The following is a 23,985-nucleotide window of genomic DNA, read 5'->3' as shown; positions in this document are numbered from 1 at the left end:
ACCTACATCAGCGGTGTCGCGCTCTTCCACAAATCTTCGTAGTAGGAGGCCTTTAGTTGGCCGAGGTCCGGCTCGAAGGGTTGCAGAGTCGCGGGAGAACGTTTTGCCAGAGCATTGAATGACTGCGATAGCGACCACGCGCTGCCATCAAGAATAATAACGCGGTCATGCAAAGCGGCCTGTTTTGCAATGCGCACTTCAACGGGTCTCGTAGTTCGCTGCTGTCGCCACGCGCGTAACGCCGGCTCAAGATCATCCGCGGTCTTCTTGTTACCTGACATCAAGCGGAGGTTGACGCCCTCACCAAGCGACAATGCAAAGTCATTGAGCACTACTTGCGACATGTAGGGATCGATAATGAATACGTCCGTCGCCGCCTTTCCGAGGATCGCTGAAATAGCGATCAGGGCATCATGCGCGGAGCCTACGGGAATATAGGCACCTCTTGAGGAGGCTGGTGCGGATCTCTCTGCTATGCCCAAGGCAAGATACATTGCCGTGCGCATTTTCTCGGCCATGTGCTCCGGACTATGAAGTTGGGTCCCTGTTCTGAAGTCGAACCCCGTCTTAAAGTCGGCGGCGAGTAGTGCCTGTCCCATTTCCAAAAGGAGAGCGTTGACCCTGCCGACCCAAGTAAGCGCTACGGCGGGGAGGGGGGACAACGATAGGTCTGGCGCCGTAGCCAAAAGTGCGCCGAGCTCGGAATACCATTGAGATGCACGGTTCTTTTGCTCGATGGCGGTGAGAAACGAGTTCATTACCCGTCCATTCAATTTGTGGGTCGGATTGTGGGCTAACCCATTACTAGGAGATATTGGTTAGTAAAAACAATTACTTATAAGCATTATTGGCGGAGCCGGAGGGATTCGAACCCTCGATAGGGCTTTACAACCCTATAACGGTTTAGCAAACCGCCGCCTTCAGCCACTCGGCCACAGCTCCGTAGGGGCGGATATGCCCGACGCGGGGGCGGGCCGCAAGCGGCAGATTCAGGTTACGCCGGGGCCATTTAGCGACGCTGCCGCGTCCCGGCACGGCTGGTACGCCAATTCGCATCTTGCGGCGCCGGTTTGAGAGCCTTCCTTGCGGCTTCGGAAGCCCCCGTGCGGGCAGGTGGTCAGGCGGCCTCCATATAATAAAGCCGGCTTTGGGATCATTTCCCGCGTGTGCTGGCTTTGACGTCTTCAAGGTGCGGGATTCGCTCGTTCAGGCGACACGCTGTCGATTCGGCGCCACCCACTGCGGATTCGGATGGAGACGGGTTGCCCACAAAGGCAAAGGCGCGTTTCGGCCGCCAGTAATAGCGACTCTTGCAATCCTGGGGCGGTTCCCCAGAGCCCGTTCAAGCCGTGAGCCTTTATATGCCTGCGATATGGCGGTGAACGGGCATTACGGCGGTCGTTTCGCCGATCCCCATTTCACCACGAGTGTGACGGTCTGACGGGATTCGGTGATTTTGGGCGCTCGATTCGACGCCGCAACACCTCCGAAGAGGGAAAACCGCCCGTCGGCCGGTCGTGGGCGACGATTTGGGAGGCAAATGGAACTTTCAAAAAATATCCATTTGAAACAATTAGTTATGAAGAAATCCCGATCACGTCCGCGTGTTATTTGTGCAACACCCTTTGGAAAAGGCGCTGAGTCATGCGTCTGGAAGCGGTTCCTTTGTTGCGTGTGCAGAAGTCCTCGGTAATTGTGATCACGCGACGGAGGGGGGCATCCCGAGGTCGTCCCGTTAGGTGGTTCGCTTAAGTCCCTCGCGTTAAGCGGGAGTGGTCCGAAGGCGCGAAGCGACTAAGCGGGTTTCATGGGATTAAGGGAACCAACCTTAGGGTGTTTGCACCCGGCGGATCCGGAACCTTCCCTACAGAGCAACTTGGAGGTTATCATGAAGATGGTTAAGAGCCTTATTCTCGGCTCAGCGGCGGGTCTTCTCGCCATGGGTGGAGCTCAGGCTGCCGATCTTCCCGTCAAGGCCAAAGCGGTCGAGTACGTGAGGATCTGCTCCCTGTACGGTGCTGGTTTCTACTACATCCCCGGCACGGACACCTGCATTAAGCTGGGTGGTTATCTGCGCGTTGACTTGGCGCTCAACACCAACAGCGATTTCGGCCAACATAGCACCGGCGGAGCCGGCGGACGAAACCGGTATCTCAACTATTACACCGCTCGTTCCCGTCAGGACATCAACATCGATACGCGCACCGCGACCGAATACGGCGTCGTCCGCACCTACTTCGATGCGGTCTTCAGCTGGACCACCGGCAACTTCGCCGGAGCCGGCACGACCCCTGGCACCACGACGTATTCGAGCTTGCTTACTGGTGCGCAGGCCGACGGCCTTACCTCGCAGGGTTCGCTCGGCGTCTACCACGCGTTCATCCAGTTCGCTGGGTTCACGATGGGTAAGACGATCTCCCAGTTCGACGCTCCCTGGGTCAACTATCCCGCCAACAACTTCGACGGCTTGGTCGGCGGCAGCGGCATGGTCACTGGTGTGAATCAATTCACCTACACCGCTCAGTTCGGCAACGGCGTGTCGGGTACCGTTTCGGCTCAGGACGTGGTTCAGTACGGACAGGCCGGCATCCTGAACCTGACCGGTGCTACCGCGGCAGGCATGCTGGGCGGCGCCTATGGTGTTAACAACACCGCTGGCACGCGCTCTCCGGACCTGATCGGTGTCTTGAAGGTTGACCAGGCCTGGGGCTTGTTCCAGCTGTCGGCCGTGGCGCACAACAACACGGTTGGCTACTACGGCTCGAACGAATCGACCGGCCACCCGAGCAACAACTGGGGCTGGGCTGTCCAAGGTGCCTTGCAGATCAAGAACATCCCGACTGGTGCGGGTGACACTATCAACCTGCAGGCTGTCTACACGGACGGTGCGACCCGCTACAACCTCCAGAACCTGACTCCGGTCGGCTACGCGAAGTTCGGTGACACCGGCCTGGCCGGCGCTTACCAGAGCGTAGGCTTCGCTAACGCTCCGGATGCTGTCTACACGGGCACCACGGCTGCCAACGGCAGCTCGCTCGAGAACATCAGGACCTGGGGCTTCCGCGGTGGTTACAACCACAACTGGGATCCCTACTGGAGCAGCGGTCTCTACGGTGCCTACGCTCAAGTCAAATACGGCAACCTGGGTCGGACCACTGTTTGCGCCAACGCAGCGGCACTGCTTGCCTTGGTTGGTACCTGCAACCCGGACTTCAACGTAGCTCAGGTGGGTCTCATCACTCGCTGGACCCCGGTGAAGGGCCTGACGTTCTCGGCTGACGTTGCCTACACGCGGCTCGACCAGAAGTACTCTGGTACGGTTGTTAACCCGGCGGTCCTCGCGGCTCCGGGGAAGCCGGCCGCCGTGTACGAACTGCGCGATCAGGACAGCATCGTGATGCTGCTCCGCGCTCAGCGTAACTGGTAATCCAGTTCGTCTGATCGACCTCTAGCTGAGCCCCCGGCGGGAAACTGCCGGGGGCTTTGCTTTATTGGACAGTGTTTCACTGATCGCGTTCTTTGCAGCCGGGGTAAAGCGCCACAAAGGCCGAAAGACCGGTTTCGGAGCGGACACCTGGTTTCTAGTTCCTGACGCAATGCTGACACCAGCCAGGTTTGGGCTGGCATGACATTTAGGGGATGGTCAGAAGCCGTTTCCGGTTAATAGTGATCTGTGGGGCATCGAAGCGCTCACAACCGGGCTATTAAAATGTTAGACACACTGCATCTCAAATTTAGCTGTCCTCGAGAGCTTGAGGGTTATCTGCCCGCGCCAGTGCCGGCCGCCCAAGGCGTTCCCGACTGGCTTAAAGCAATGCCGGCCAAGGCCTACAGCTCCGTCAACATGCGTGAAGATGAAACGGTAAAGCGGTGCCCGCCGTTCATCGATGCCATGACCCACGGCTTTTTGCTTCCGTTGATCTGCGACTTAAGGGTCGCGAACGGCCAGATCACGTGGGACAACGAGATCCCACCGGGTGGAGCACTCGATCTTCCCCGCTCGCCGATCGGATTTCACGATGAGGGGCAGGTCACCGGTACGCCACTTTTTGAAGCCGACCACTTCGTTGTCAAGTTCCACAATTTGTGGACCATCGAAGCCCCGGAAGGCTATTGCGTGTTCTTCACGCATCCCGTCAATCGCTTCGATCTGCCTTTTACCACGCTGAGCGGACTGGTCGATTGCGATCGCTATCACGATACCTGGGTACACTTTCCGGCGCATTGGCATGACAGGGACTTCGAGGGTGTCATCCCAAAAGGCACGCCCATTGCGCAGTGCATTCCAGTCAAACGAGAAAACTGGATTGCGCAAATTTCTTCCTTTACGGAAGAAGAGACGCGGCGGGTGAGCGCATTGCAAAGAAAGATAGGACGAGAGCCCGGATTGTACAGGCGGAATTTCAGGACGTAGCTAGCCAGACCGATTCTCACCCAGAAAGTTCGCCACCGCACTTGGCCGGAAAAAGAAGCGGCCATGCGAGGAAGCTGAAAGCGCGTAGGCTGCGCGGCCGAGCATCTGAGGCCGTCCGCGTATTGCAGCACGCAAGGCAGCCTCGCCACCATCACGCTCTCCCATCTCCAGCAGGCATGCGGCAAGGTTGGCGCGCGCCAACGCATCCTGGGGACGCAGGCCGAGCGCGTGGCGGAAGGCATCGGCAGCTGCCGCGTATTCGCCGTCAAGGAGCAATGCCCGCCCGAGTTCTGTCAGGATGTCCGGGCGCCCCGGCGCTGCATCGCGAGCGACCATCAGAGTTTCGCGAGCCCTTGCGCGATCATTGTCCTCAAGCAGCAGGCGCCCCAAATCGAGTTTCAAATCGATGCTCTCAGGAGCCAATGCGAGGGCATCCTCGATGGTCCTGATCGCTTCGTTGAGTTGTCCGGCTTTGGAGAGCTGGCCTGCCAGTTCCTGAAACGCAGGCAAATATGGCGGACGCCGCGCCGCGGTGCGCCGCAATTGATCGATGCCATCCGACGATCGGCGTGCACCGCACAACACGGCCCCAAGCAGGGTTTCGATTTCCGCGTCGCTGTTACGGCGCATCGTCCTTTCGAGCGGCATGATCGCCTCAACGTGACGATTTTGACCGATCAGGGCATGGGCCAGAACGAGGACCGCGCTCCTGTCGGTGCGGTTCGATTTCAATATGCCGGAGACCAGCTGCTGGGCGCGATCGAACTGCTGCATCTGCAGCGCTTGTGCGGCCTGCTGAAGCGCCTGATCGCGGGAATGGTTCTGCCTGTTATTCACGACGTCGATTCTAAACCACTTCCGCCGGGCGGCCAACAACGTCCAGCGGGGATATCCAAGGTGCTGGCTTTCGACGACACCTCAATCCAACCGCCGGGGATCCTGACCCCATAAAACCCGTGCGACGGCGCCACTCGACGCTGGAGCCGCGCCGCAAATCGGCTTCGATCTGAAGCCTGGTCCGGCCGCCGAACCGCGCGCGGCAGACCTGCAGATTCTTCATGATCCGCTGCACGGTCGAAGCTGACGCCGGCCCGATTGGCAACATAGCGCCCGGCATCCGGGGTCACCTGCATCAGTCCGTAGGCCTGCGCCGGCGAGACCGCGGCCTGGTTGAAGTTCCTGCCGGCAGATGGCGTAGACGATGCTCGGCTCGACCTCCGGCCCGATCGACCTGAACGGCGGGATGCCGTTGACGGGATAGGCGTAGTGGTCGAACGGCAGGCCGCGATTGAGGGCGGCCTTGCCGCAACAGCATGCCCCGGGCATCGGTGTAGCGCGCGGTCAGCTCGCCGAGCCCGGCCAGCGCGTCGACCGAGGGTAACGTTCAGAGCCACCGATCCTTCAATCACATCGGCGGTGGGCTGATGTCCCGCGGCGCGAACGGGGCGATCGGCGAAAACGATCGAACTCGGCGTCACGCCGGTCTCATATCTGCTTCTCCAGCTGGAAATGTCGCCAGGCTGGCTAATCGAAAGGGAATATCCGCTTCCAATCCTTCTTCATGTTGACTACCGTCCAATTGTTCACCTTCGCCGCATCGAGCGCCACGTCCAGTTTGCCGAAGTGTGAATGGCGATCGTAAGCATATTCCCGCACCTCATCGGTATGATGAACGATCAGACCGAACCGCGAACCACTGGCGCCGAGCGTCGCCCATTGCAGCATTTCGAGATCGCCATCGGAGTTACCGAAGGCGGCGATCGGACGGCGGCCGATGTGCTCGTTGATGCCGACCGGTTTTCCGGCCTTGTCGTCGATGAAGTTAATGTCGGGCAGCCGGAAAAGGGTTGGCGCACCGTCCTTCATTTCAAATCGGGTCTTGATCGACGAACCGATCACCTGCTCCGGCGGCACGCCGTAGATCCGCTCGGTCCACGGCCGCATGAACTCAATTCCGCCGCCCGACGCGATGAAGGTTTTGAAACCGCTGGCGCGCAGGTAGGCGAGCAGTTCCAGCATCGGCTGGTAGACCAGTTCGGTATAGGGTCGTTTGAAGCGATGATCGCGCGTGGTCGCGAGCCAGTCCGAGGAGATCTTTTCGAACTCTGCCGTGGTCATGCCGGCATGAGTTACCGCCATCAGTTCAACCAGTCCTTTTTCGCCTGATGCCGCCAGTGCCTTGAAATCGTTGTCCAGCACCGCCGCGAACGGCTGCTTGGTCTTCCATTCCGGATGCATAGGCGCCATCGCCTTCACGCGGTCCAGTATGAACGCCAGTTGCACGTACATCGGCTGCTCGACCCAGAGCGTTCCGTCATTGTCGAGGGTCGCGATGCGCTTGTCGGCCGCCACGAAGTCAGGCCCGCCCTGCGTCGTGACGCGCGCGACGAAGTTGAGAATCGAGGTCTTTGTCGCGCCATCGTTCCAGGACGGCAGCGGGTCGGGTGGTGCCTGCGCCGATGCGAAACGAGACATACCAAAAAGGAGAGGGAGGGTGGCGAGCGAAGTGAGCAGAAATCGACGATCAAGAAGAGGAAACCGAGTTGTGCTCATGATAAAGGTCCCTTTGGCGATTAACGAGGATGGCGCCATCAAGGCGCTAGCTGCTGTTTGTCCTATCTGCCATTTGACGATTGAGCATGATGCCTTGCTACAGCTAGCGCTGCCGTCGTTGCGACGGTACGTTATGGAAGGAGCCTATCAGGGAATATTGGACCCTGGTCCAATATCGTACCCCATGCTCATCTACCTCACATTGTTGACCATGACCTCTGGCGAGATGTCGATTTAACAACGTGCGCAATACAGCGGTTGCCGGCTATCTCGTCTTCACCCATACATCCATCTGGAGGCAAGTTTGCAGGCTGACATAGCTCGGCGTGCCCCCAATGCTCTCCTGGGAGATGCAACTTGACTTGCTGGATGGGGAAAACTTTGACCACTGGCTTCCGAGCTGCTGCCGGGCCCTCGTTTCATCGTTGACGCAGGACTTCAGTGATTGGTCGACTGTAAGTCCGGCCGTTGCAGCAATGTCGAGTTTGCAGTTCCGTACAATGTCGAACGTCGGCACCCGATCGGCGACGGTGACGACAAGTTGCGAGCTCAAGGCGATCATCGAAATCGAAATAGGCATCCTCGTATCTCCATTCGTATCCGGTGTCGTTCAAAGAGCCTTCCCGAACCAAGCACTAGCTATCCGCGCGAGGAGCAATGATCGCTCGATCGATGGCGGCAAGTAAGGTGCTATCCTGAAGGGGCTTCAACAGAAGATCTGCGAATCGAAGGTTCTCCTGACCCATGGCCGCGTCGTGATGAGCCGTGATCATGATCGTCGGGATAATGTAGCCATTGTGTATGAGATGTTCTCGCAGCTCCTGACCGCCCATTACGGGCATCTGGAGATCGACAATCAGGCAATCGGGAAGTCCGTCAGGCAACGAAGCAAGAAACTCCTGCCCTGATACGTATGTGTGAACCTTGTACCCATGGGATCGCAGCAGCCTGCTCAGCGCCTTGAGCACGGCCGGATCATCGTCGACCACAGCAATCCAAGGAGAAACCTCCGACATTGATGATTAATGCGCCCGGTTCCGTTGCCGGTCGAGTTGACCCTTGGTCCAATAAGGCACGGATTTCTATCTAGCAATCCGGGCCTTTTCAGCCAGCCGGACCAGATCGGCAACGCCTCGAACACCCAGCTTTTCCATCATCCTGCCGCGGTGCACCTTGATGGTCTTTTCTACGGTACCAAGATCGCAGGCAATTTGCTTGTTGAGCCGGCCGGCGACCACGTGGACGAGCACTTCGCGTTCTCGCGGTGTTAGCGTGCTGATCTTCGCCTGGATTGAGCCCAGTTCTGAGTCGGCCAGTCGGTGCTCGGCATCGTGGGTCTTCGCGCGCTGAATTGCTTCGAGCAAATCCGTGTCCTTGACTGGCTTGATCAAAAAATCCAGCGCGCCGGCCTTCATGGCGCTCACACTGGTTGGAACGTCGCCCTTTCCTGTAATGAATATCACTGGTCGGTGTGAGCCCCGAGCAGTCAGCGCCTGCTGCAGGCCAAGACCGTTCAGGCCCGGCATAGCAACGTCTAATACGGCGCAACCAGGGGCCTCTGGGTCGTGTTGCTGGAGGAATTCTTGCGGAGAGGAGTAGGCCCGAACTCCATATCCCTTGGCGCGAAGCAATCGCGACAATCCTTTCAGCACACCGGCATCGTCGTCGACCAAATAGACAGTAAATTCATCTGTCATGACGTCGTAGCCTCCCAGCTCGGTAAGGAAAGCATTGCGATCGCGCCCCCGCTTGCGTCGTTCAGGAGAGTAAGCCGCCCGCCATGTGCCTCTACGATGGCCAAGCAGATCGCGAGTCCGAGACCGAGACCGTGTTCCTTTGTAGTATAGAACGGTTCGAATAAACGTCCATTTTCCAAAGCACGAATGCCGTGCCCTCGATCCTTTATGCATACCTCAACTGATCCGCTTTCCATCCCGCGGGTCGATATCAGAATATGCCGCTGATCGACCGGGGTCGCGGCCATAGCATCCATTCCGTTCATTACGAGATTAAGCAGAACCTGCTGCAATTGAACGGAATCTCCCGTCGTCAGGAATAGCCTGTTCTCCAGGTCGAACCGGATGCTGATTTCCCGGCCGATTAGTTCGCTGTGGAGCAGGGCGGCTGTCGAACGGACAAGGTCATTGATGTTGACCGATTCCAGCTTTCGCTCGCCTTTCTTCAGGAGGTGACGGAGGCGCTGAATCACTGCGCCGGCGCGGTTGTCTTCATGAACGATATCGTGAAGGGCATCCCGGATCTCCTTGAGGTCCGGCGATTTCTGTCCCAACAAGTGCAGGGCCGCCTGGGCGTTTGACAGTATCGCCGTGAGCGGTTGGTTGATTTCATGGGCTATTGAACCGGAGAGTGCGCCCAAGACAGACACCCGCATCAGGTGCTCAATTTCCAGGCGCTGCAGGGCGGTCTCGGCTTCGGCTGATTTTTGGTCGGTGATGTCGACGAAAATGCCGCCTGATTGCTTTGGCTCACCGTCGCGTTCCGCATAAGAGCGGGCGCGCATGCGGATCCAACGTAACTTGCCGTCCGGCAAGACAATTCGCACGTCGCTCGCGGCAGATCGCTCCGTTCTGATTGACCTCCGAATCGCGCTGTTTGCGATTTCGAAATCATCCGGATGAACCGTCGCGAGGAGTGCCTCTCGGCTAAATGGCGTATTTCGCGGCAGTCCGAACAGCGTCCTGCAATGTTCGGTGACCCACAACTTGTCCGTATCCCGGTCAAACTGCCAGAGCCCGATATTTGCCGCAGCGGCGGCAAAGGTCATCCGGTCGTCGCTAACCTTGAGCAGTTGTTCGGCGCGCTGCCTCCTGCGCCATTGAATCAGCAACGCACCCAGAAAGGCCGTTTGCAGACCGAGCACGGAAAGTGCCGCAAGGACGGTGCCCCGATGTTCGTCCCAGATCGTCGGTGGCTTGAACAAGACGACGGTGCCGGGAGGCAGATCTCCTTCCTTCAGATTCCAGCGCTCCATTGCCCGGTAATCGACGCGGTAATGCTGGGCGGGATTTGTTCGAGGTGCCAGCGTCGCCGGATCGGCGCCCTTCATGATTTCGATGGCCATTTCAGCCGCTGCGTTGCCGATCGATTCGAACGTCTCGACAAAGCCGCCGACCGCGCCGCCGCCGATAAACGTATCGTAAGGCCCGTAAACCGGGGCAGGTGACAGCCTGGCCAAATCGGCGGCAATCTGTGCCGGAACGAAGGTCTTGCCGTCACCGTCGACGAAAACAGTCAGAACGATCACGATCGCATCTTTGGGTACCTTCGACAATTCAGCAAAGAGTTCGGCAAAGGGAAGTTCAAACAGGAAAGTCGTCTCGAACTTGCTGCCTTGCTGCTCGATGACCTTGCGAGCACTTAATTGCCAGCGCCGATCCGCCTCGCCGCTACCGGCGATGACGTACAGGCGACGAGCCTCCGGTTGCAGCCGCTCCGCCAGCGATAGCGTCTTCGCCAAATCGAACGCGGTAACAATTCCGGTAATCCCCGGTGGCGGTCGCAACGCCGCATAGGTCTGCGGCGAGATGGATGCGAATACGACCGGGACCTTGGGAAAAAGGTCTCGATGCTTGACGACGAACGGCAGTGCGGCGCTGCCAAGCGCCATCACCAAATCCGGTGGATTCTTGCCGTACTTGTCGCGAATAAATGCCGCCGTTCGCAGCTCATGGGGTTCGTCCGGATTCCGGGCTAGATCGAGAAATTCGGCGTCGATCTCAACTGATTTCGAGTGCTCGACCAGCCGCTTTCGAGCCGCGTCTGCTATCAGGCTGGTGGCTGGAAATGAGTAATTGAAGCCGTGCAGCATAAGAACACGCGGATGCTCCGCAGCGCAGGTTTCCCCCGCGAGCAAAAAAAGGAGTCCAATGCTCCACAAGGCACTGCGCGTCGTGGTCATTTTGAAAAGGCGCACTCAATACGCTACATTTACAAACGCACAAATTGATGAAATCTGCCCGGGCGGTCCAGCGATAGCACTATGCAACATACCATGAATTTGCGAGCGCAACCGATTTCTTCCGTTGGGATTTTTTGGCAAGGCGATTTCGAGCGGAATATGCCTATGCAGCTATCGATCGCGGATAGGCGCTTTCAGCAGTCGCTGAGCTCAAATCGGGCGTCCCCGCGGGATCGTGGCACAAAATGCATAGCGACGTGGCACGCATCTCACTATGCGTACGAACGAATGGCTCAAGCGCCGTCAGCTGTTCGGATAGCTAATATTTCGTCTGACGAAAACAGCCGACGATGTTACCGCAATATCACCCGCACGGGTGGTGCTGCCGGGCGCGCCCGAATAATGACAGCAGCTAAAATCGTCCGATGTTGGACCACGGTCCAATAGCTTGTGACAGGGCTCCTACGTAGCGTGCGTCCGTCTCGATTGCTGTTTTGGCGATCGTCGGGAGGCACGTTCCAAAATGTCGGCGCTTTTCCCTGCACTTGCGGCAATGGCCGATGCATCCTTTGATAACGCCTCCTCGCAAGGCGAAGGGATGATCTGGATACCCGGCGGCACTTTTCGCATGGGATCGGACAGGCATTATCCCGAAGAAGCGCCGGCGCATCGCGTCACCGTAGATGGCTTCTGGATCGACCGCTATCCCGTGACAAATCGGCAATTCAGGGAGTTTGTCAGGGCTACCAGGCACGTCACCGTCGCCGAGATCACGCCTGACCCCAAGGATTATCCGGGAATGCTCCCGCACATGGTCTACGCGGGCTCGCTGATGTTCTTGCCGCCCAACCATCCGGTCAGCCTCCGGGACTTCAGCCAGTGGTGGACGTTCGCCAAGGGCGCGCAATGGCGGCATCCCTACGGGCCCGGAAGCAACATCCGTGGGCTGGAGGATCACCCCGTCGTGCATGTGGCCTTCAGTGATGCGCTCGCCTACGCGACTTGGGCGGGCAAGGATCTTCCAACCGAAGCGGAATGGGAATTTGCGGCACGCGGCGGGCTCGAGGCTGCCGAATTTGCCTGGGGTGATGAATTCACGCCGGCCGGGCGTCACATGGCAAATACCTGGCAGGGTGAATTCCCGCGTCAGAACGTCAATGCCGACGGCTTCGAGCGCACCTCGCCGGTTACCGCATTCCCATCCAACGGATACGGACTCCACGACATGATCGGCAACGTCTGGGAATGGACTGCCGACTGGTACTCGCAAAAACATCAGGCCGATGCTGCGAAGGCCTGCTGCATTCCGCAGAATCCGCGCGGCGGCTGCGAGACCGACAGCTACGACCCCAGAACAACCAACGTGGAGATTGCACGAAAGGTCATCAAGGGCGGCTCGCATTTGTGCGCGCCGAATTACTGCCGACGCTACCGGCCGGCAGCGCGCCATGCGGAGCCGGTCGATACTTCAACGAGTCATCTTGGCTTTCGATGCATCCGGCGAGGAGCGCCTGATGCGTCATAAACGGGAGAAAGACATCATGTTAGCTTCCATCTTCGATGACAAGCGGCCTTCGATCGAAACACCACCACCCAGACAGTCGGGGTGGCTTAGGCGCTCTTGTGCCGCGCTTCTGAGCGCTACGATGATGATACCGTTGGCCGGTCCCGTCAGCACGCCGGCCGCGGCGCAAACGCCGGCGAAGCCAAACATTCTCTTCATCATGGGCGACGACATCGGTCTCTACCAGCCGAGCATCTACCATCGCGGCTTGATGGTCGGCGAGACGCCCAACATCGATCGCATCGGCAATGAAGGCGCGATATTCACGCACTACTATGCCGAGCAGAGCTGCACGGCGGGCCGAAACGCCTTCTTCACCGGCATGCATCCGCTGCGCACCGGCATGATCCCTCCGCAACTTCCAGGCAGCCCGTCCTATCTGCGGCCCGGCACCCCGGCGCTCGCCAAGTTCCTGCTTGATCTCGGCTATAACACCGGCGAGTTTGGCAAGAACCATCTCGGTGATCACACCGACGCGCTGCCGACCGCGCACGGCTTCCAGGAATTCTGGGGCTACCTGTACCATCTCGACGCCATGCAAGGCGTGAGCTTCCCGGACATCAACAAGACGCCGACCCAGCAGGCGGTGGCGCTGCCATGCAAGAACACGCCGATTCCGGGTCTTGCGGAAGTACCGGGCGCGGTCGATCCGAAAACGGCCATTTGCCTGACACCGCCGCGCCCCGTGCTGTCGTGCAAATCCGACGGCACCGCCAAGAACATGACATGCAAGGACGAGGGACCACTGACGCTCGAACGATCGAAGGGTATCGACGAGGAAATCTCGGCCAAGGTCGTCGATTTCCTCGATCGCAACGATCCGAAGAAGACCAACAAGCCGTTCTTCGCCTGGTATAATCCTGCGCGCATGCACATCACGACCGTGCTGAATGACAAGTATGCGGGCATGATCGGCGAACCCGGCGGCAAGGACTGGGGCCTCAACGAAGCCGGCATGAAGCAGCTTGATGACAACATCGGCGTCGTCCTCAAGAAGCTCCAGGACATGGGCGCACTCGACAACACGATCGTCGTGTTCACGACTGACAACGGCGCCGAGACCATCACCTTTCCGGACGGCGGCACCACACCGTTCAAGGGCGGCAAGCTGAGCACCTGGGAAGGCGGCATGCGCGCTCCGGCACTCGTTCGCTGGCCGGGGGTCATCAGACCCGGTACCATCAAGAACGACATCTTCGCGGCACTCGACTGGCTTCCGACGCTGGTCAACATCGCCGGCGGCCAGAAGGGCGATGGACTGAAGAAGCAGATCGAGGCCGGAAGCTATCCCGGCATCGTGAAGACGACTCTCGATGGTGTCGATCAGACGGAGTACCTTTCCGGACGTTCGGAAAAGTCGGCGCGCGATACCTTCTTCTACTATTCGGGCAAGGACCCGTCGGCGGTCCGCTACAAGAACTGGAAGATCTACTTCACGATGGTGTCCGACAACCCGGCGGGCTTCATTGCCGGTGCGCTTCCCTATCACTGGGCCCAGGTCGTCAACATCAAGCGTGATCCTTTCGAGACCTCGATTGGTTCGCAATACAAGACGCTGATGGGCATGGGCGGCACCATCGGGTCCGCCTCAACAGCCTACGTCTACGACTGGAACATGCTGCCTATCGGCCAGGCGCTTTGGCTCAAGGAGCTGGAGACCTATGCTGCGTACCCGCCGCTCCAGGACCCGGCGAGCTACAACCTCGATCAGGTGATCCAACAGATCAAGCACGCCAAAACTGCCGGCCGCAGCGACTAGATTGTCCAATACTGATTTGGCGGGCGTCACTCCCGGCGCCCGCCGATCAACTTGCTCGGGTTCGGCTAACGCCCGAGGCGTGCGCCGGTACGGTGACAGCGGCGACAATCAGAGGAAACGCTCATGAACATCTTTCGACGCGCCTGCCTTGGCCTCCTGGCATCAGTGGCAGCTACAACAGCAGTCGTGTCCCCGCTATCCGCGCAACAGCAAAAGCCAAACATCCTCGTCATCATGGGCGATGACATCGGCTACTGGAACATCAGCGCCTACAACCGCGGCATGATGGGCTACCGCACGCCCAACATCGACCGCATTGCGAACGAGGGGGCGATCTTTACGGACTACTACGGGCAACAATCCTGCACCGCTGGCCGCGCGGCGTTCATCACCGGCCAGAGTCCATTGCGAACTGGACTATTGAAGGTGGGCTTGCCGGGAGCGAAAGAGGGCCTGTCGGGAAAGGATCCGACCATTGCCGACCTGCTCAAGCCGCAGGGCTATGTGACAGGGCAATTCGGCAAAAACCATCTCGGCGACCGCAACGAATTCTTGCCCACAGTGCATGGCTTCGACGAGTTCTTCGGCAACCTTTATCATCTGAATGCCGAAGACGAGCCGGAACATCCAGACTATCCGAAAAATCCTGCGTTCAGAGCTCAGTTTGGCCCTCGCGGCGTCATGAAATGTGTGGCGACAACGGTTGACACACCGGGCGATGATCCGCGCTTCGGTCCCTGGGGCAAGCAGAAGTGCGAGGATACCGGGCCGCTCACCAAAAAACGCATGGAAACGATCGACGAGGAATTCCTCGGCGCTTCGACTGATTTCATCGAACGAGCAAACCGAGACAAGAAGCCATTCTTTGTATGGTTCAATCCAAGCCGGATGCATATCTGGACGCGTCTCAAGGCCGAATCCCAGGGAAAGACAGGTCTCGGAATCTATCCTGACGGCATGGCGGAGCATGACGGGCAGGTCGGGCAGATTCTAAAGAAGCTCGACGACCTCGGCATAGCCAACAACACGGTCGTCATTTACACGACCGACAACGGGGCCGAGACATTTTCGTGGCCCGATGGCGGAACCACGCCATTCAAGGGCGAGAAGAACACCAATTGGGAAGGCGGCTATCGCGTTCCGGCGATGGTACGCTGGCCCGGGCTGGTGCCTCCGCGAACCGAGATCAACGACGTGTTTTCAGCGGAGGACTGGGCGACAACACTGGTCGCGGCGGCAGGCGAGCCCGACATCAAGACAAAGCTGCTGGTGGGCTACGATGCCGGCAGCAAGAACTTCAAGGTCCACCTCGACGGATACGATCAACGCGACCTTCTCGCCCGGAAGGGCGCCAACAAGCGCCGCGAGTTCTTCTACTGGACCGACGACGGAAACCTCGCCGGCCTTCGTTACGACCAATGGAAGGCAGTGTTCATGGAGCAGAAGGCGCATGGGTTCGCCGTGTGGTCGCAGCCGATGGTGCAGCTTCGCTTGCCATCGCTCTTCAACCTCCGATCCGACCCGTTCGAGCGAGCCCAACACGAAGCCGGCGATTACGTCCGGTGGTTCGTCGAGCATGCATTTGTACTCGTTCCGGCTCAGGCGATCGTGGGACAGCACCTCATGAGTTTCCAGCAGTTTCCGCCGAGACAAAGACCGGGCTCATTCTCCGTCGAACAGGCGATGGAAAAGCTAAGGAATCCACCGTCCAGCAATTGAATTCAGGATGATTCCGATTGGACGCGAGTAGCGAAAACGCGAGGAGTTCATCATGACCGTCAAGAGCCGAACTGGCTGCATGATTATCGCCCTCCTGCTGTACGGGACAGCACCTGCGCTGGCCCAGACCACGCCTTCGACGCCGATGCACGAGCCGCTGCAGAAGACGATCGGCCAGGCCAAGCCGCAGATTGTGCCGTCGTTGATCGTGATGAACGCACGCGGCGCCAGCCTGCAGGGTGGGAAACTGACACTCACCGGCGTGGCGCCCAACTCGATCGTTTTCGCGGACCAGCCGTCGCGGGCTGCAGGGCATTCGCTCACGACTGCCCTGGTGGAGGAATGGTCGCCAACCACTGCCAGCGATGAGAGCTTTACCAAGGATCCGCCGAACGCCACGTCTCGGTGTTCAGCATGGACGGGTCGAAAATCCAGGATGCCTTCGTGGTGTTGAAGACAGCGAAGCTCGAGGGCGACCGGGTGACCTTCGACGTGGATGTGCTCGAAGGTGATCATTCCGGCGGCGATGGGCCCGCGGCATTGTTCATCGACCGCTTCGGTTTCGGCGGCTTTCACGCTGGTGGCTTCCACGCGGGCGGCATGGAGGGCTTTCACGCGGCGGGCTTCCGGGGCGGCTACGCAGGGGTCGGGGGAGTCGGCGCCGCCGGCATCTGGCGTCGTCCCAACGTCGCTCGCGGCGCTTGCGGAAGTTACGCTGCTGCAGCGGTCGGTGCCGCCGCGGTGGGCGGGGCTGCATTGGGTGCGGCGGCAGCCAGCACTATCCCTCCTATGGGGCCACCTGCGGCTATTATCCCTATCCGCCTTGTTACTGAGGACTGCGCAGCATTGGCGATTGAAAAGGGTGGCACGAATCTTCAGCTGAAGGAATCAGCCATGAATCCGTTCGTACGAGTTCCGCTCGCGGCGGTGAACAAGTGGATCGTGGTCGACATGAAACGTGACTGGAAGCGGATTTTTGCTGTTGAGTAGGAGGCCGACAGATTGATTGGACCCGGGAGCGCAACAATGACGAAAAAGAGGCGTGTCCTGCTCAGTTCGATAGCTTCACTCCTTGGCATGACGATTGCCAGCTTGCCCGCGGCTGCGCAGCAGCCGAAGAAACCGAACATTGTCGTTATTCTCATGGACAATTTGGGTTATGGCGAGTTGGGCGTCTATGGCGGTGGAATCCTGCGCGGCGCAGCTACTCCGCGGATTGACGCCCTCGCCGGCGAGGGAATGCGTCTGCTCAATTTCAACGTCGAAGCACAATGCACACCGTCTCGGTCAGCTCTCCTGACCGGCCGTTTTGCCATCCGTTCCGGCACTTACGAAGTCCCGATCGGTGCGGTTCCTGATGGCCTGACACTGTGGGAGGTCACCATCGCGGAGCTGCTATCGGCGCAGGGTTACGCGACTGGTATTTGGGGCAAATGGCACCTCGGAAGCGCCGAAGACAGGATGCCGACAAACCAGGGATTTGACGAGTGGTATGGCATCCCGCGCACGTATGACGAGGCGATGTGGCCGTCGCTCAACGAAACCAGGAGCGTGTGGCCGTCGGTCGGGAACAAGCAGGGCTGGAATGCGAATGTCGTTCATCCCGAGCATATTTATGCAGCGCGCAAGGGTGAAAAACCGCAGCAGGTTGCGGTGCTGGACGTGGATCGCCGTCGCACTATGGACGCGGAAATCACGACACGAGCGGTCGAATTCATCAAGCGCAACGCCGGCGCAGGCAAGCCGTTCTACGCCTACGTTCCGTTCGCGCAGGTTCACATGCCGACGCTTCCAAATCCGGAATTCGCAGGCAAGACCGGCAACGGCGATTGGGCCGATTGTCTGGCTGAGATGGACCACCGTACCGGACAAATCCTCGATGCCATCAAACAAGCGGGCATCGAAAACGACACACTCGTCGTGTTCGCCAGCGACAACGGCCCCGAGGCAACCCATCCCTGGGAAGGGGACAGCGGGCCCTGGCGCGGGACGTATTTCACGGCGATGGAAGGCTCGCTGCGAGCGCCGTTCATCATTCGCTGGCCGGGCCAGGTGCGAGCGGGTCGGGTGAGCAACGAAATCGTCCACGTCGTTGACCTTTTCACGACGTTTGCGCGCGTTGGAGGCGCGGATGTCCCGAAGGATCGTCCGATCGACGGTGTAGATCAGTTGGACTTCTTTCTCGGCAAACAGGAAGCTTCCAACCGCGAAGGCTTCCCGGCCTACGTCGCCGACCGCCTTTCAGCCGTCAAATGGCGAAACTGGAAGGTGCATTTCATCTGGCAGGAGAACATGTACGCCTCGCCGCAGAAGTTACCGTTGCCAAAGATCATCAATCTACTAACCGACCGGAAGGAGGAGCGCGATGTTGGGGCGCAAAACTCCTGGGTCGCCGATCCCGCAGTCAGGATCATCAGCGAACTGGAGATAAGTTTCAAGAAATACCCTCCGATCAAGGTTGGCACCCCAGACCCCTATAGGCCATCCGATGGTGCGAGGTAATTCGCAGCAGATCTGGTGAGGGAGACCGTGCTTCTGCGGCGGCGCAATACGCGCTGTCGCTGCATGCCGGATTAAACTAGTTTCTGGTGCAGTCTGTGTCTGCAAAACCACAGACTTTAAAGCGCTATTCTGTTCTAGTTTGCCGAGGTGTTGGCGCAGTTTGGGAGGTTCGAAATGAAAATCACTTCCTCGAATATTTGCCGGATGACATTCATCGCTGCCGCGGCGTTGGCGCTTCAGTCTCAGGTATCCAGTGCGGACGAGAACGGGGTGTCGCTTTGGCTTCCGGGCCAATTCGGAAGCCTTGCTGCTGCCCCCGTTACCCCGGGATGGTCGCTCGGGGTGGTGGGCTATCACACCACTGTAGGAGCCTCCGGAAATGTCGCCGCAGCGCGGCAAATCCAGATTGGCCAGGTCCCGGCGACGGCGAACGTCAATCTCAACGCCAATCTTAGCGCCCGCGGCGATCTCTTGTTCATCTCACCAACCTACACCTTCGCGACGCCTGTGCTCGGCGGCCAGCTCGCCATAGGTGTGATCGGAGTTGTCGGTAATCTCGACACAAGCATCGCCGGAACGCTGACCGCACAGGTCGGCCCCATCGTCGCGACGCGAAATGGCGTTCTGTCAGATTCATTGACCGGCGTCGGCGATCTCTATCCGCTGGTGACGCTGAAATGGAATCAGGGCGTCCACAATTATATGGTCTATGGGTTCGGCGATATTCCGGTCGGAGCTTACGAATCCACACGGCTGTCGAACATCGGTATCGGGCATGGTGGCATCGACTTCGGCGCCGGATACACCTACCTCAACCCAGCGTCAGGGGTCGAATTTTCCGGCGTTGGCGGCTTCACGTACAATTTCAAGAACCCGACCACGCAATATCAAAATGGCATCGACTTCCATTTTGACTGGGGCGCGTCACACTTTTTGTCCAAGCAGCTTTTTGTCGGCGCGGTCGGATATGCATATCAGCAAGTAACGGACGACTTCGGAGCCGCGCCTTTCCTTGGCGGATTCAAGTCGCGCGTTTTCGGCTTGGGACCACAGCTCGGCTATCTGTTCCCGGTTGGAGACAAGCAGGGATATTTGAATCTCAAGGGCTACAAGGAGTTCGCCGCGGAAAACCGGCCCGAAGGGTGGAACGTGTGGTTGACGTTCGCGATCTCGAACGCCGCGCCTACGTCAACAGTTACACCAACGAGGCATTCGATTACGAAGTAGGGCTTCGCGGTGATTTGACCCCGATGGATCCCCATCAACGCGTCGGTCTGGACCCGACGTGGTGCGGATGGGCCACCTGCTCGGCGAGGACGGCGCCACTAGGGCGCCGTCGGTTTCCGTCATATCCATCAGTTGCCCGTAGGCATCGGCAGCTTGATGCCTTCCTTGGCAAGCGACTCGCGGACGCTCTGGAATCGTTCGTATTCCGACAGCGTGAGCGGACCGGTGTAGCTCTCACTTTGCAGCTTGCGAGGGGGATACTGGACGTAGGTTTTCATCAGGTTCTTGATCGCTTCGCTGATGGTTACCAGGGTCCACGTACGCTCCGTATAGTTGTTCATGAAGATGTCGTAGCGCTCCTGTGGATCCTGCCAAAGATCAAACACCTGGGGGACGGTGGCGACATACTTCTCCGCACCCTTCCAGCCCAGATTGGTGTCGACGGCGAGACCGCCGGTCGACGCGCCGTCATCGCCGCGCAGATTGAACACCGCCTTGTAGTTGCCGACGCGCGCAGCTCCGGGTGAAAGCTCGTTTTCGGTGAAGTAGAACCACTCGTTGCGCGGTGACTTGCCGGTGCCAAACAGGACAGGCGACATGTCGTAGCTGTCGAACATGATCGGCTGTCCGGCGCGATCCTGTGTCGGAAGCTTGGCGCCTCCGACGGCCGCAAAGGTAGCCATCAGGTCAAGGCCGCCAAGGATCTCGTGATTCTTCGCGTTCGGCTTGATCTTGCCGGGCATCCAGGCAATTGCAGGAACTCGGTTGCCGCCCTCGCGCACGGTGCCCTTGGTGCCGCGGAACGGCGTGTAGCCGGCGTCGGGATAGACATCCTGCCATGCGCCGTTATCGGTGGTGTAGAACACCAGCGTATTGTTGGCATTTGGAAGCGAGCGGATCTTGTCCATGATGCGGCCGATTCGCGCATCAAGTTCGACCACGGAATCAGCATACTTGCTCTTGGACAAGGATTTATGGATGTAGTCGGGGTGAGGCATGTTGGGCTGGTGCACCTTCATGAAGTTAATGCTCATGAAGATCGGTTCGCGCGAGTTCGCGTTACGATCCAGATATTCGATCGCCGCCTTTTCCACGTAGCCGTCGAAGAAGGGAATTCCCACCACCCCTTCCTTGCCGTTTATCACGGGTGTGTCGACATACTGCCCGTTGATCTTGAATTCCTCACGCACCGGCTGGCCGGCGTTGCCTGACAGCGCGCCCTTGGTGACGCGCGCAAACATCGCGCGCAGTTCGGGAGACATGTCGGGAAACCACGTCGGGTCGGCGTAAGTGTAGGCGTTGAGATGATAGAGGCCGCAATACTTCATCTCATCGTAGCCCTGTGCATTGGGAAGCGCGTAGTCGGCTTCGCCCAAATGCCACTTGCCGGTGAAGAAAGTCTTGTAGCCGCCGGTCTTGAGCACGGATGCGAGCGTCCACTCCGCCGCCGGCAGGCCGCCGCCTTGGCCCTGGAAAGCCACGGTCGTCATGCCGCTGCGGTTCGGAATACGGCCAGTCTGCATGGCCGCGCGGCCCGGGGTGCAGCTTGGCTGCGCGTAGAATGAGTGGAACTGCATGCCCTCGCTGGCCAGCCGGTCGATGTTGGGCGTCGGCATGCCGCGGCCCTCGCCACCGCCGTACGGCCCAAGGTCACCGACGCCGGTGTCGTCTGATATGATCATGATGATGTTCGGCTTGCTCTGCTGAGCTTGCGCCTGGCTGAATTGGGGTCCGTCCAGGGCAAAGGCGGCCGCCAGCATGGTACCGGCAAGCAAAGCATTGCGTCGGCTGACGCCGCGGCCGCTAGTCGCGCTCGCAGCTCTTTCGTTGAATGTTGTCATTCTCTTGCTCCCGTTTGACGACGTCAGCGCATCCGGTCGCACGACGATCTTCGGACACAACGAAATCCGAGATGGCTCGTCGACGTATCGACAGGCTCGGCATGCCGCGCTGCGGGGCGATAGCGGCGGCAATAATTAGGCGCACAAAGATGCGAGCCACCCTTGATAACTTTGCGCGGAAACTTGCCAGCTGGGTGGTGCGGATCGAAGCTTTCCTCTTCGCGGCCCCCGCGCGGATTGTGCGGAATGCAGCAGGTCTTCTTGGCATCGGCTTTGTGTTTCGGCGAGTACCAGTCAGCGGTCCACTCCCATGTATTGCCAATCATGTCATGGACGCCAAAACCATTCGGTGGAAATGCGTTCACGGGCGAAGTGCGAGCGAATCCGTCGTTTAGGGAATTCTCGGCAGGAAAGTTTCCTTGCCAGGTGTTGGCCATGTGGCGCCCGCCAGGTACGAACTCGTCTCCCCAGGCGAATTCGGCGGACACAAGTCCTCCGCGGGCCGCGAACTCCCATTCGGCTTCCGTCGGTAGCGCCTTGCCGGCCCAACTCGCAAATGCCAGCGCATCATCATAGTTGATATGAACAACAGGATGGTCATCAAGTCCTTCGATGTGGCTGTCGGGCCCGTAAGGATGTCGCCAATTGGCTCCCCGCATGAGGCTCCACCACTGACTCCAGTCTTGAGCGTTCGACAGACGCTTCGGTGGAACGAAAACCAATGAACCTGCGAAAATGAGCTCGGGAAGGGCGTCAGGATAATGCAAAGGATCGGGCGTCACTTCCGCAAACGTAACGTGGCCCGTGGCGCTCACGAATTTGCGAAACTGTCCGTTCGTCACCGGATAGCGGTCTACCCAGAAACCATCGACGGTGACGCGGTGCGCCGGAGCTTCTTCGGGGTAATGTCTGTCCGACCCCATGCGAAAAGTGCCGCCGGGTATCCAGATCATCCGAGCGTTGCTGGAAATGGCATTATCGATGGAAGCGTCGATTGTCATCGCGGCTTCTGGAAAGAGCGCCGTCATACCAGGAATGACTCCCAACTCTGTCGCCGAAAACGCAAGCACCGGAAGATCACCCTACTGGGCGATCTCTTCACGGGATATTGGACCCTGGTCCAATACAAGAATCGATGCCACTCCGAGGTCGATAGAATGCGACAAGAAATTCTGACTTCCGGCCACATAGCCGAAGCCTCGATCTCTGAGAGGGAGCGCGGGTCACGGCAATGGCCGTGCTTCGCATCTTCCTCGGTTATTACTTGATCGCGACCTGGAGGAGGTGCGCCGGCGGCAGCGCGAGAGTACGAATTGACTTTCGCTCCATCATTGTCTCCGGCACTCGCTAGAGATAGGCGGTATAAGAACTGATCCAGACGAGAATGGAGGCCAGAAGTCCGATAACACCCGCCTTTTGAGCATAGGCCGTAGCATTGCCGGACATTCCGAGCCGGAGCGAATCTCGGCTCAATTGGTCGGGCACGGATATTTCTGCTGGAAAGGCGGCCGTTCCACCGAGGGCCGTCGTTCGAGCAAGAGTTCCAGATACTGCGACTTGGCCCTGACCTATGCCCTTTGGGATAGCGGTGATCTTGGCGTGATAAATGCGGCCGGGAGCGTTATCGAAGACGAGATCGACCGGCGCGCCAACCCTGATCGTTTGGAAACCGTTTTGTGAGAACATCCCGATAATTGTGATCTCGTTTTCAACTACAAATGAAAGTAGCGAGCGGGCTTGCAGCGCACGATCACCGACCGTCAATGTTACGAGCGTTACGTAGCCGTCGGCTGGCGCTCGAACCGTAGTCTGGGACAATTCCCACTCGGCATTATCCAGCTGCGCCCGAATTTGAGCGACCGTGGTGTTCACACCCCCAATCTCGGAGTCTAGTGCAAATTTCGCGCTCTGTTGGGCGGCCTTGGCTGCGCCGAGCTGTGCAGACACGGTCTCGAACTGAACCTGGGTGTCTTGCTCCCTGAACTCGGTGTTCGCCCCGCTCTCAAATAGCTTCTGAATGTCCTTCAGGCGCTGCGCATTGAATTTGACCTGGGCTTCCAGTCCGGCAACCGTGGCGCTCGCCTGGTCGTAGGTTGACTTCAATATGTGAGTTTGCTGTTGCGCAGCAGCCAGCGACGCTCTCAGGTGATCTACTTTAAACTGGAACGGTGCGGAGTCGATCTGGAACAGAACGTCACCAGTCTTTACCGGCACGTTTGGTTTGACTGGAATAGCAACGATCTGGCCGCTCACGTTTGGCGTTACTTCGACGACCCGTCCGGTCACGGTGACCTTGCCGGATGGCGTCAAATAATTGAAAAGCGCCAGGAACGTGGCAAGGATCAATGCACCGATGGAAATCGAAATCGCTCCCGACAGCCAGCCCCAACGAACGATCTTGAATTTTGAGAACACAAGCCAAAGCGCTACGGCGTAGAGGCACAGAATTATAAGCACGACAGTCCCTATCTTCGTTGACCCGAACAG

General features: G+C 58.8%; 19 protein-coding genes, 1 tRNA gene and 1 pseudogene. 9 read left to right on the top strand and 12 right to left on the bottom strand.

Going from position 1 to position 23,985, the window contains the following annotated elements:
* Positions 1 to 2: 2 nt before the first annotated feature.
* On the bottom strand, positions 3 to 758 hold the full coding sequence (locus ABIE49_RS03920) for a phosphatidylserine/phosphatidylglycerophosphate/cardiolipin synthase family protein (protein WP_192733651.1): 756 nt from the start codon (positions 756 to 758) through the stop codon (positions 3 to 5).
* 90 nt (positions 759 to 848) lie between these two features.
* Positions 849 to 942 (bottom strand) — tRNA-Ser (locus ABIE49_RS03915).
* A gap of 946 nt (positions 943 to 1,888) precedes the next feature.
* On the opposite strand from ABIE49_RS03915, the gene ABIE49_RS03910 reads away from it, so the two are divergent.
* Both ABIE49_RS03910 and ABIE49_RS03905 read left to right on the top strand, forming a co-directional pair.
* Positions 1,889 to 3,427 carry a porin gene (locus tag ABIE49_RS03910; protein WP_192733650.1) on the top strand — a complete coding sequence of 513 codons (1,539 nt, stop codon included), beginning with the start codon at positions 1,889 to 1,891 and terminating at the stop codon, positions 3,425 to 3,427.
* Positions 3,428 to 3,709: 282 nt separating this feature from the next.
* The gene (locus ABIE49_RS03905) at positions 3,710 to 4,414 is read left to right on the top strand and encodes a hypothetical protein (RefSeq protein WP_192733649.1); all 705 of its coding nucleotides are present in this window, start codon (positions 3,710 to 3,712) and stop codon (positions 4,412 to 4,414) included.
* Here the strand turns inward: ABIE49_RS03905 and ABIE49_RS03900 are convergent, their stop codons facing one another.
* The 7 genes and pseudogenes from ABIE49_RS03900 to ABIE49_RS03870 all read right to left on the bottom strand — a co-directional run bounded on the left by ABIE49_RS03900 (position 4,415) and on the right by ABIE49_RS03870 (position 10,886).
* Complete coding sequence (locus ABIE49_RS03900) at positions 4,415 to 5,251, bottom strand: tetratricopeptide repeat protein (protein WP_192734241.1); 837 nt, start codon at positions 5,249 to 5,251, stop codon at positions 4,415 to 4,417.
* Positions 5,252 to 5,261: 10 nt separating this feature from the next.
* Positions 5,262 to 5,783: pseudogene (locus ABIE49_RS03895) on the bottom strand (transglycosylase SLT domain-containing protein); the annotation flags it as partial.
* Positions 5,784 to 5,938: 155 nt separating this feature from the next.
* Complete coding sequence (locus ABIE49_RS03890; protein WP_354067394.1) at positions 5,939 to 6,889, bottom strand: HAD family hydrolase; 951 nt, start codon at positions 6,887 to 6,889, stop codon at positions 5,939 to 5,941.
* A gap of 343 nt (positions 6,890 to 7,232) precedes the next feature.
* Complete coding sequence (locus tag ABIE49_RS03885) at positions 7,233 to 7,547, bottom strand: hypothetical protein (protein ID WP_192733648.1); 315 nt, start codon at positions 7,545 to 7,547, stop codon at positions 7,233 to 7,235.
* Between the two features lie 55 nt (positions 7,548 to 7,602).
* Positions 7,603 to 7,983 (bottom strand): response regulator transcription factor, encoded by a 381-nt coding sequence (locus tag ABIE49_RS03880; protein WP_192733647.1) that lies wholly within the window; start codon positions 7,981 to 7,983, stop codon positions 7,603 to 7,605.
* Between the two features lie 66 nt (positions 7,984 to 8,049).
* Entirely contained in the window at positions 8,050 to 8,664 is a 615-nt protein-coding gene (locus ABIE49_RS03875; protein WP_192733646.1) for a response regulator transcription factor, read from the bottom strand.
* Positions 8,661 to 10,886, bottom strand: coding sequence for a sensor histidine kinase (locus ABIE49_RS03870; protein ID WP_192733645.1), 2,226 nt, complete (start codon positions 10,884 to 10,886; stop codon positions 8,661 to 8,663). The genes ABIE49_RS03875 and ABIE49_RS03870 overlap by 4 nt, the downstream gene beginning before the upstream one ends.
* A 553-nt stretch (positions 10,887 to 11,439) precedes the next feature.
* Here ABIE49_RS03870 and ABIE49_RS03865 point away from each other — a divergent pair.
* From ABIE49_RS03865 to ABIE49_RS03835, 7 genes are all read left to right on the top strand, one after another.
* Positions 11,440 to 12,411, top strand: a complete 972-nt coding sequence (locus tag ABIE49_RS03865) for a formylglycine-generating enzyme family protein (protein ID WP_502915980.1) — start codon at positions 11,440 to 11,442, stop codon at positions 12,409 to 12,411.
* Between the two features lie 121 nt (positions 12,412 to 12,532).
* Positions 12,533 to 14,209 carry an arylsulfatase gene (locus ABIE49_RS03860; RefSeq protein WP_502915862.1) on the top strand — a complete coding sequence of 559 codons (1,677 nt, stop codon included), beginning with the start codon at positions 12,533 to 12,535 and terminating at the stop codon, positions 14,207 to 14,209.
* A gap of 123 nt (positions 14,210 to 14,332) precedes the next feature.
* On the top strand, positions 14,333 to 15,928 hold the full coding sequence (locus ABIE49_RS03855; RefSeq protein WP_192733643.1) for an arylsulfatase: 1,596 nt from the start codon (positions 14,333 to 14,335) through the stop codon (positions 15,926 to 15,928).
* Positions 15,929 to 15,980: 52 nt separating this feature from the next.
* On the top strand, positions 15,981 to 16,382 hold the full coding sequence (locus ABIE49_RS03850) for a hypothetical protein (RefSeq protein ID WP_354066577.1): 402 nt from the start codon (positions 15,981 to 15,983) through the stop codon (positions 16,380 to 16,382).
* On the top strand, positions 16,343 to 16,918 hold the full coding sequence (locus ABIE49_RS03845; protein WP_354066576.1) for a hypothetical protein: 576 nt from the start codon (positions 16,343 to 16,345) through the stop codon (positions 16,916 to 16,918). Before ABIE49_RS03850 ends, ABIE49_RS03845 begins: the two co-directional genes overlap by 40 nt.
* A 36-nt stretch (positions 16,919 to 16,954) precedes the next feature.
* Positions 16,955 to 18,430 (top strand): arylsulfatase, encoded by a 1,476-nt coding sequence (locus tag ABIE49_RS03840; protein ID WP_192733642.1) that lies wholly within the window; start codon positions 16,955 to 16,957, stop codon positions 18,428 to 18,430.
* A 174-nt stretch (positions 18,431 to 18,604) separates the two neighbouring features.
* On the top strand, positions 18,605 to 19,657 hold the full coding sequence (locus tag ABIE49_RS03835) for a SphA family protein (protein WP_192733641.1): 1,053 nt from the start codon (positions 18,605 to 18,607) through the stop codon (positions 19,655 to 19,657).
* Positions 19,658 to 19,785: 128 nt separating this feature from the next.
* Here ABIE49_RS03835 and ABIE49_RS03830 read toward each other — a convergent pair whose 3' ends face one another.
* From ABIE49_RS03830 to ABIE49_RS03820, 3 genes are all read right to left on the bottom strand, one after another.
* Positions 19,786 to 21,417 (bottom strand): arylsulfatase, encoded by a 1,632-nt coding sequence (locus ABIE49_RS03830; RefSeq protein WP_192734238.1) that lies wholly within the window; start codon positions 21,415 to 21,417, stop codon positions 19,786 to 19,788.
* A gap of 104 nt (positions 21,418 to 21,521) precedes the next feature.
* On the bottom strand, positions 21,522 to 22,499 hold the full coding sequence (locus ABIE49_RS03825; RefSeq protein WP_502915979.1) for a formylglycine-generating enzyme family protein: 978 nt from the start codon (positions 22,497 to 22,499) through the stop codon (positions 21,522 to 21,524).
* Positions 22,500 to 22,845: 346 nt separating this feature from the next.
* A complete protein-coding gene (locus ABIE49_RS03820) occupies positions 22,846 to 23,955 on the bottom strand; it encodes an HlyD family secretion protein (RefSeq protein WP_192733640.1) in 1,110 nt (369 codons plus the stop codon).
* Between the last annotated feature and the right edge of the window lie 30 nt (positions 23,956 to 23,985).

This window comes from Bradyrhizobium sp. OAE829 (assembly GCF_040546575.1).
Lineage (GTDB): Bacteria > Pseudomonadota > Alphaproteobacteria > Rhizobiales > Xanthobacteraceae > Bradyrhizobium.
Note: the sequence above shows the minus strand (reverse complement) of the source record. Positions and strands in the feature narration are given on the sequence as shown.

What these genes read in the sequence shown, in the direction of transcription:
- ABIE49_RS03920 (WP_192733651.1), bottom strand. Translation starts at nt 758, where the DNA reads ATGAACTCGTTTCTCACCGCCATCGAGCAAAAGAACCGTGCATCTCAA.
- ABIE49_RS03910 (WP_192733650.1), top strand. Translation starts at nt 1,889, where the DNA reads ATGAAGATGGTTAAGAGCCTTATTCTCGGCTCAGCGGCGGGTCTTCTC.
- ABIE49_RS03905 (WP_192733649.1), top strand. Translation starts at nt 3,710, where the DNA reads ATGTTAGACACACTGCATCTCAAATTTAGCTGTCCTCGAGAGCTTGAG.
- ABIE49_RS03890 (WP_354067394.1), bottom strand. Translation starts at nt 6,889, where the DNA reads ATGTCTCGTTTCGCATCGGCGCAGGCACCACCCGACCCGCTGCCGTCC.
- ABIE49_RS03885 (WP_192733648.1), bottom strand. Translation starts at nt 7,547, where the DNA reads ATGCCTATTTCGATTTCGATGATCGCCTTGAGCTCGCAACTTGTCGTC.
- ABIE49_RS03880 (WP_192733647.1), bottom strand. Translation starts at nt 7,983, where the DNA reads ATGTCGGAGGTTTCTCCTTGGATTGCTGTGGTCGACGATGATCCGGCC.
- ABIE49_RS03875 (WP_192733646.1), bottom strand. Translation starts at nt 8,664, where the DNA reads ATGACAGATGAATTTACTGTCTATTTGGTCGACGACGATGCCGGTGTG.
- ABIE49_RS03870 (WP_192733645.1), bottom strand. Translation starts at nt 10,886, where the DNA reads ATGACCACGACGCGCAGTGCCTTGTGGAGCATTGGACTCCTTTTTTTG.
- ABIE49_RS03865 (WP_502915980.1), top strand. Translation starts at nt 11,440, where the DNA reads ATGGCCGATGCATCCTTTGATAACGCCTCCTCGCAAGGCGAAGGGATG.
- ABIE49_RS03860 (WP_502915862.1), top strand. Translation starts at nt 12,533, where the DNA reads ATGATGATACCGTTGGCCGGTCCCGTCAGCACGCCGGCCGCGGCGCAA.
- ABIE49_RS03855 (WP_192733643.1), top strand. Translation starts at nt 14,333, where the DNA reads ATGAACATCTTTCGACGCGCCTGCCTTGGCCTCCTGGCATCAGTGGCA.
- ABIE49_RS03850 (WP_354066577.1), top strand. Translation starts at nt 15,981, where the DNA reads ATGACCGTCAAGAGCCGAACTGGCTGCATGATTATCGCCCTCCTGCTG.
- ABIE49_RS03845 (WP_354066576.1), top strand. Translation starts at nt 16,343, where the DNA reads ATGGACGGGTCGAAAATCCAGGATGCCTTCGTGGTGTTGAAGACAGCG.
- ABIE49_RS03840 (WP_192733642.1), top strand. Translation starts at nt 16,955, where the DNA reads ATGACGAAAAAGAGGCGTGTCCTGCTCAGTTCGATAGCTTCACTCCTT.
- ABIE49_RS03835 (WP_192733641.1), top strand. Translation starts at nt 18,605, where the DNA reads ATGAAAATCACTTCCTCGAATATTTGCCGGATGACATTCATCGCTGCC.
- ABIE49_RS03830 (WP_192734238.1), bottom strand. Translation starts at nt 21,417, where the DNA reads ATGCTGGCGGCCGCCTTTGCCCTGGACGGACCCCAATTCAGCCAGGCG.
- ABIE49_RS03825 (WP_502915979.1), bottom strand. Translation starts at nt 22,499, where the DNA reads ATGACAATCGACGCTTCCATCGATAATGCCATTTCCAGCAACGCTCGG.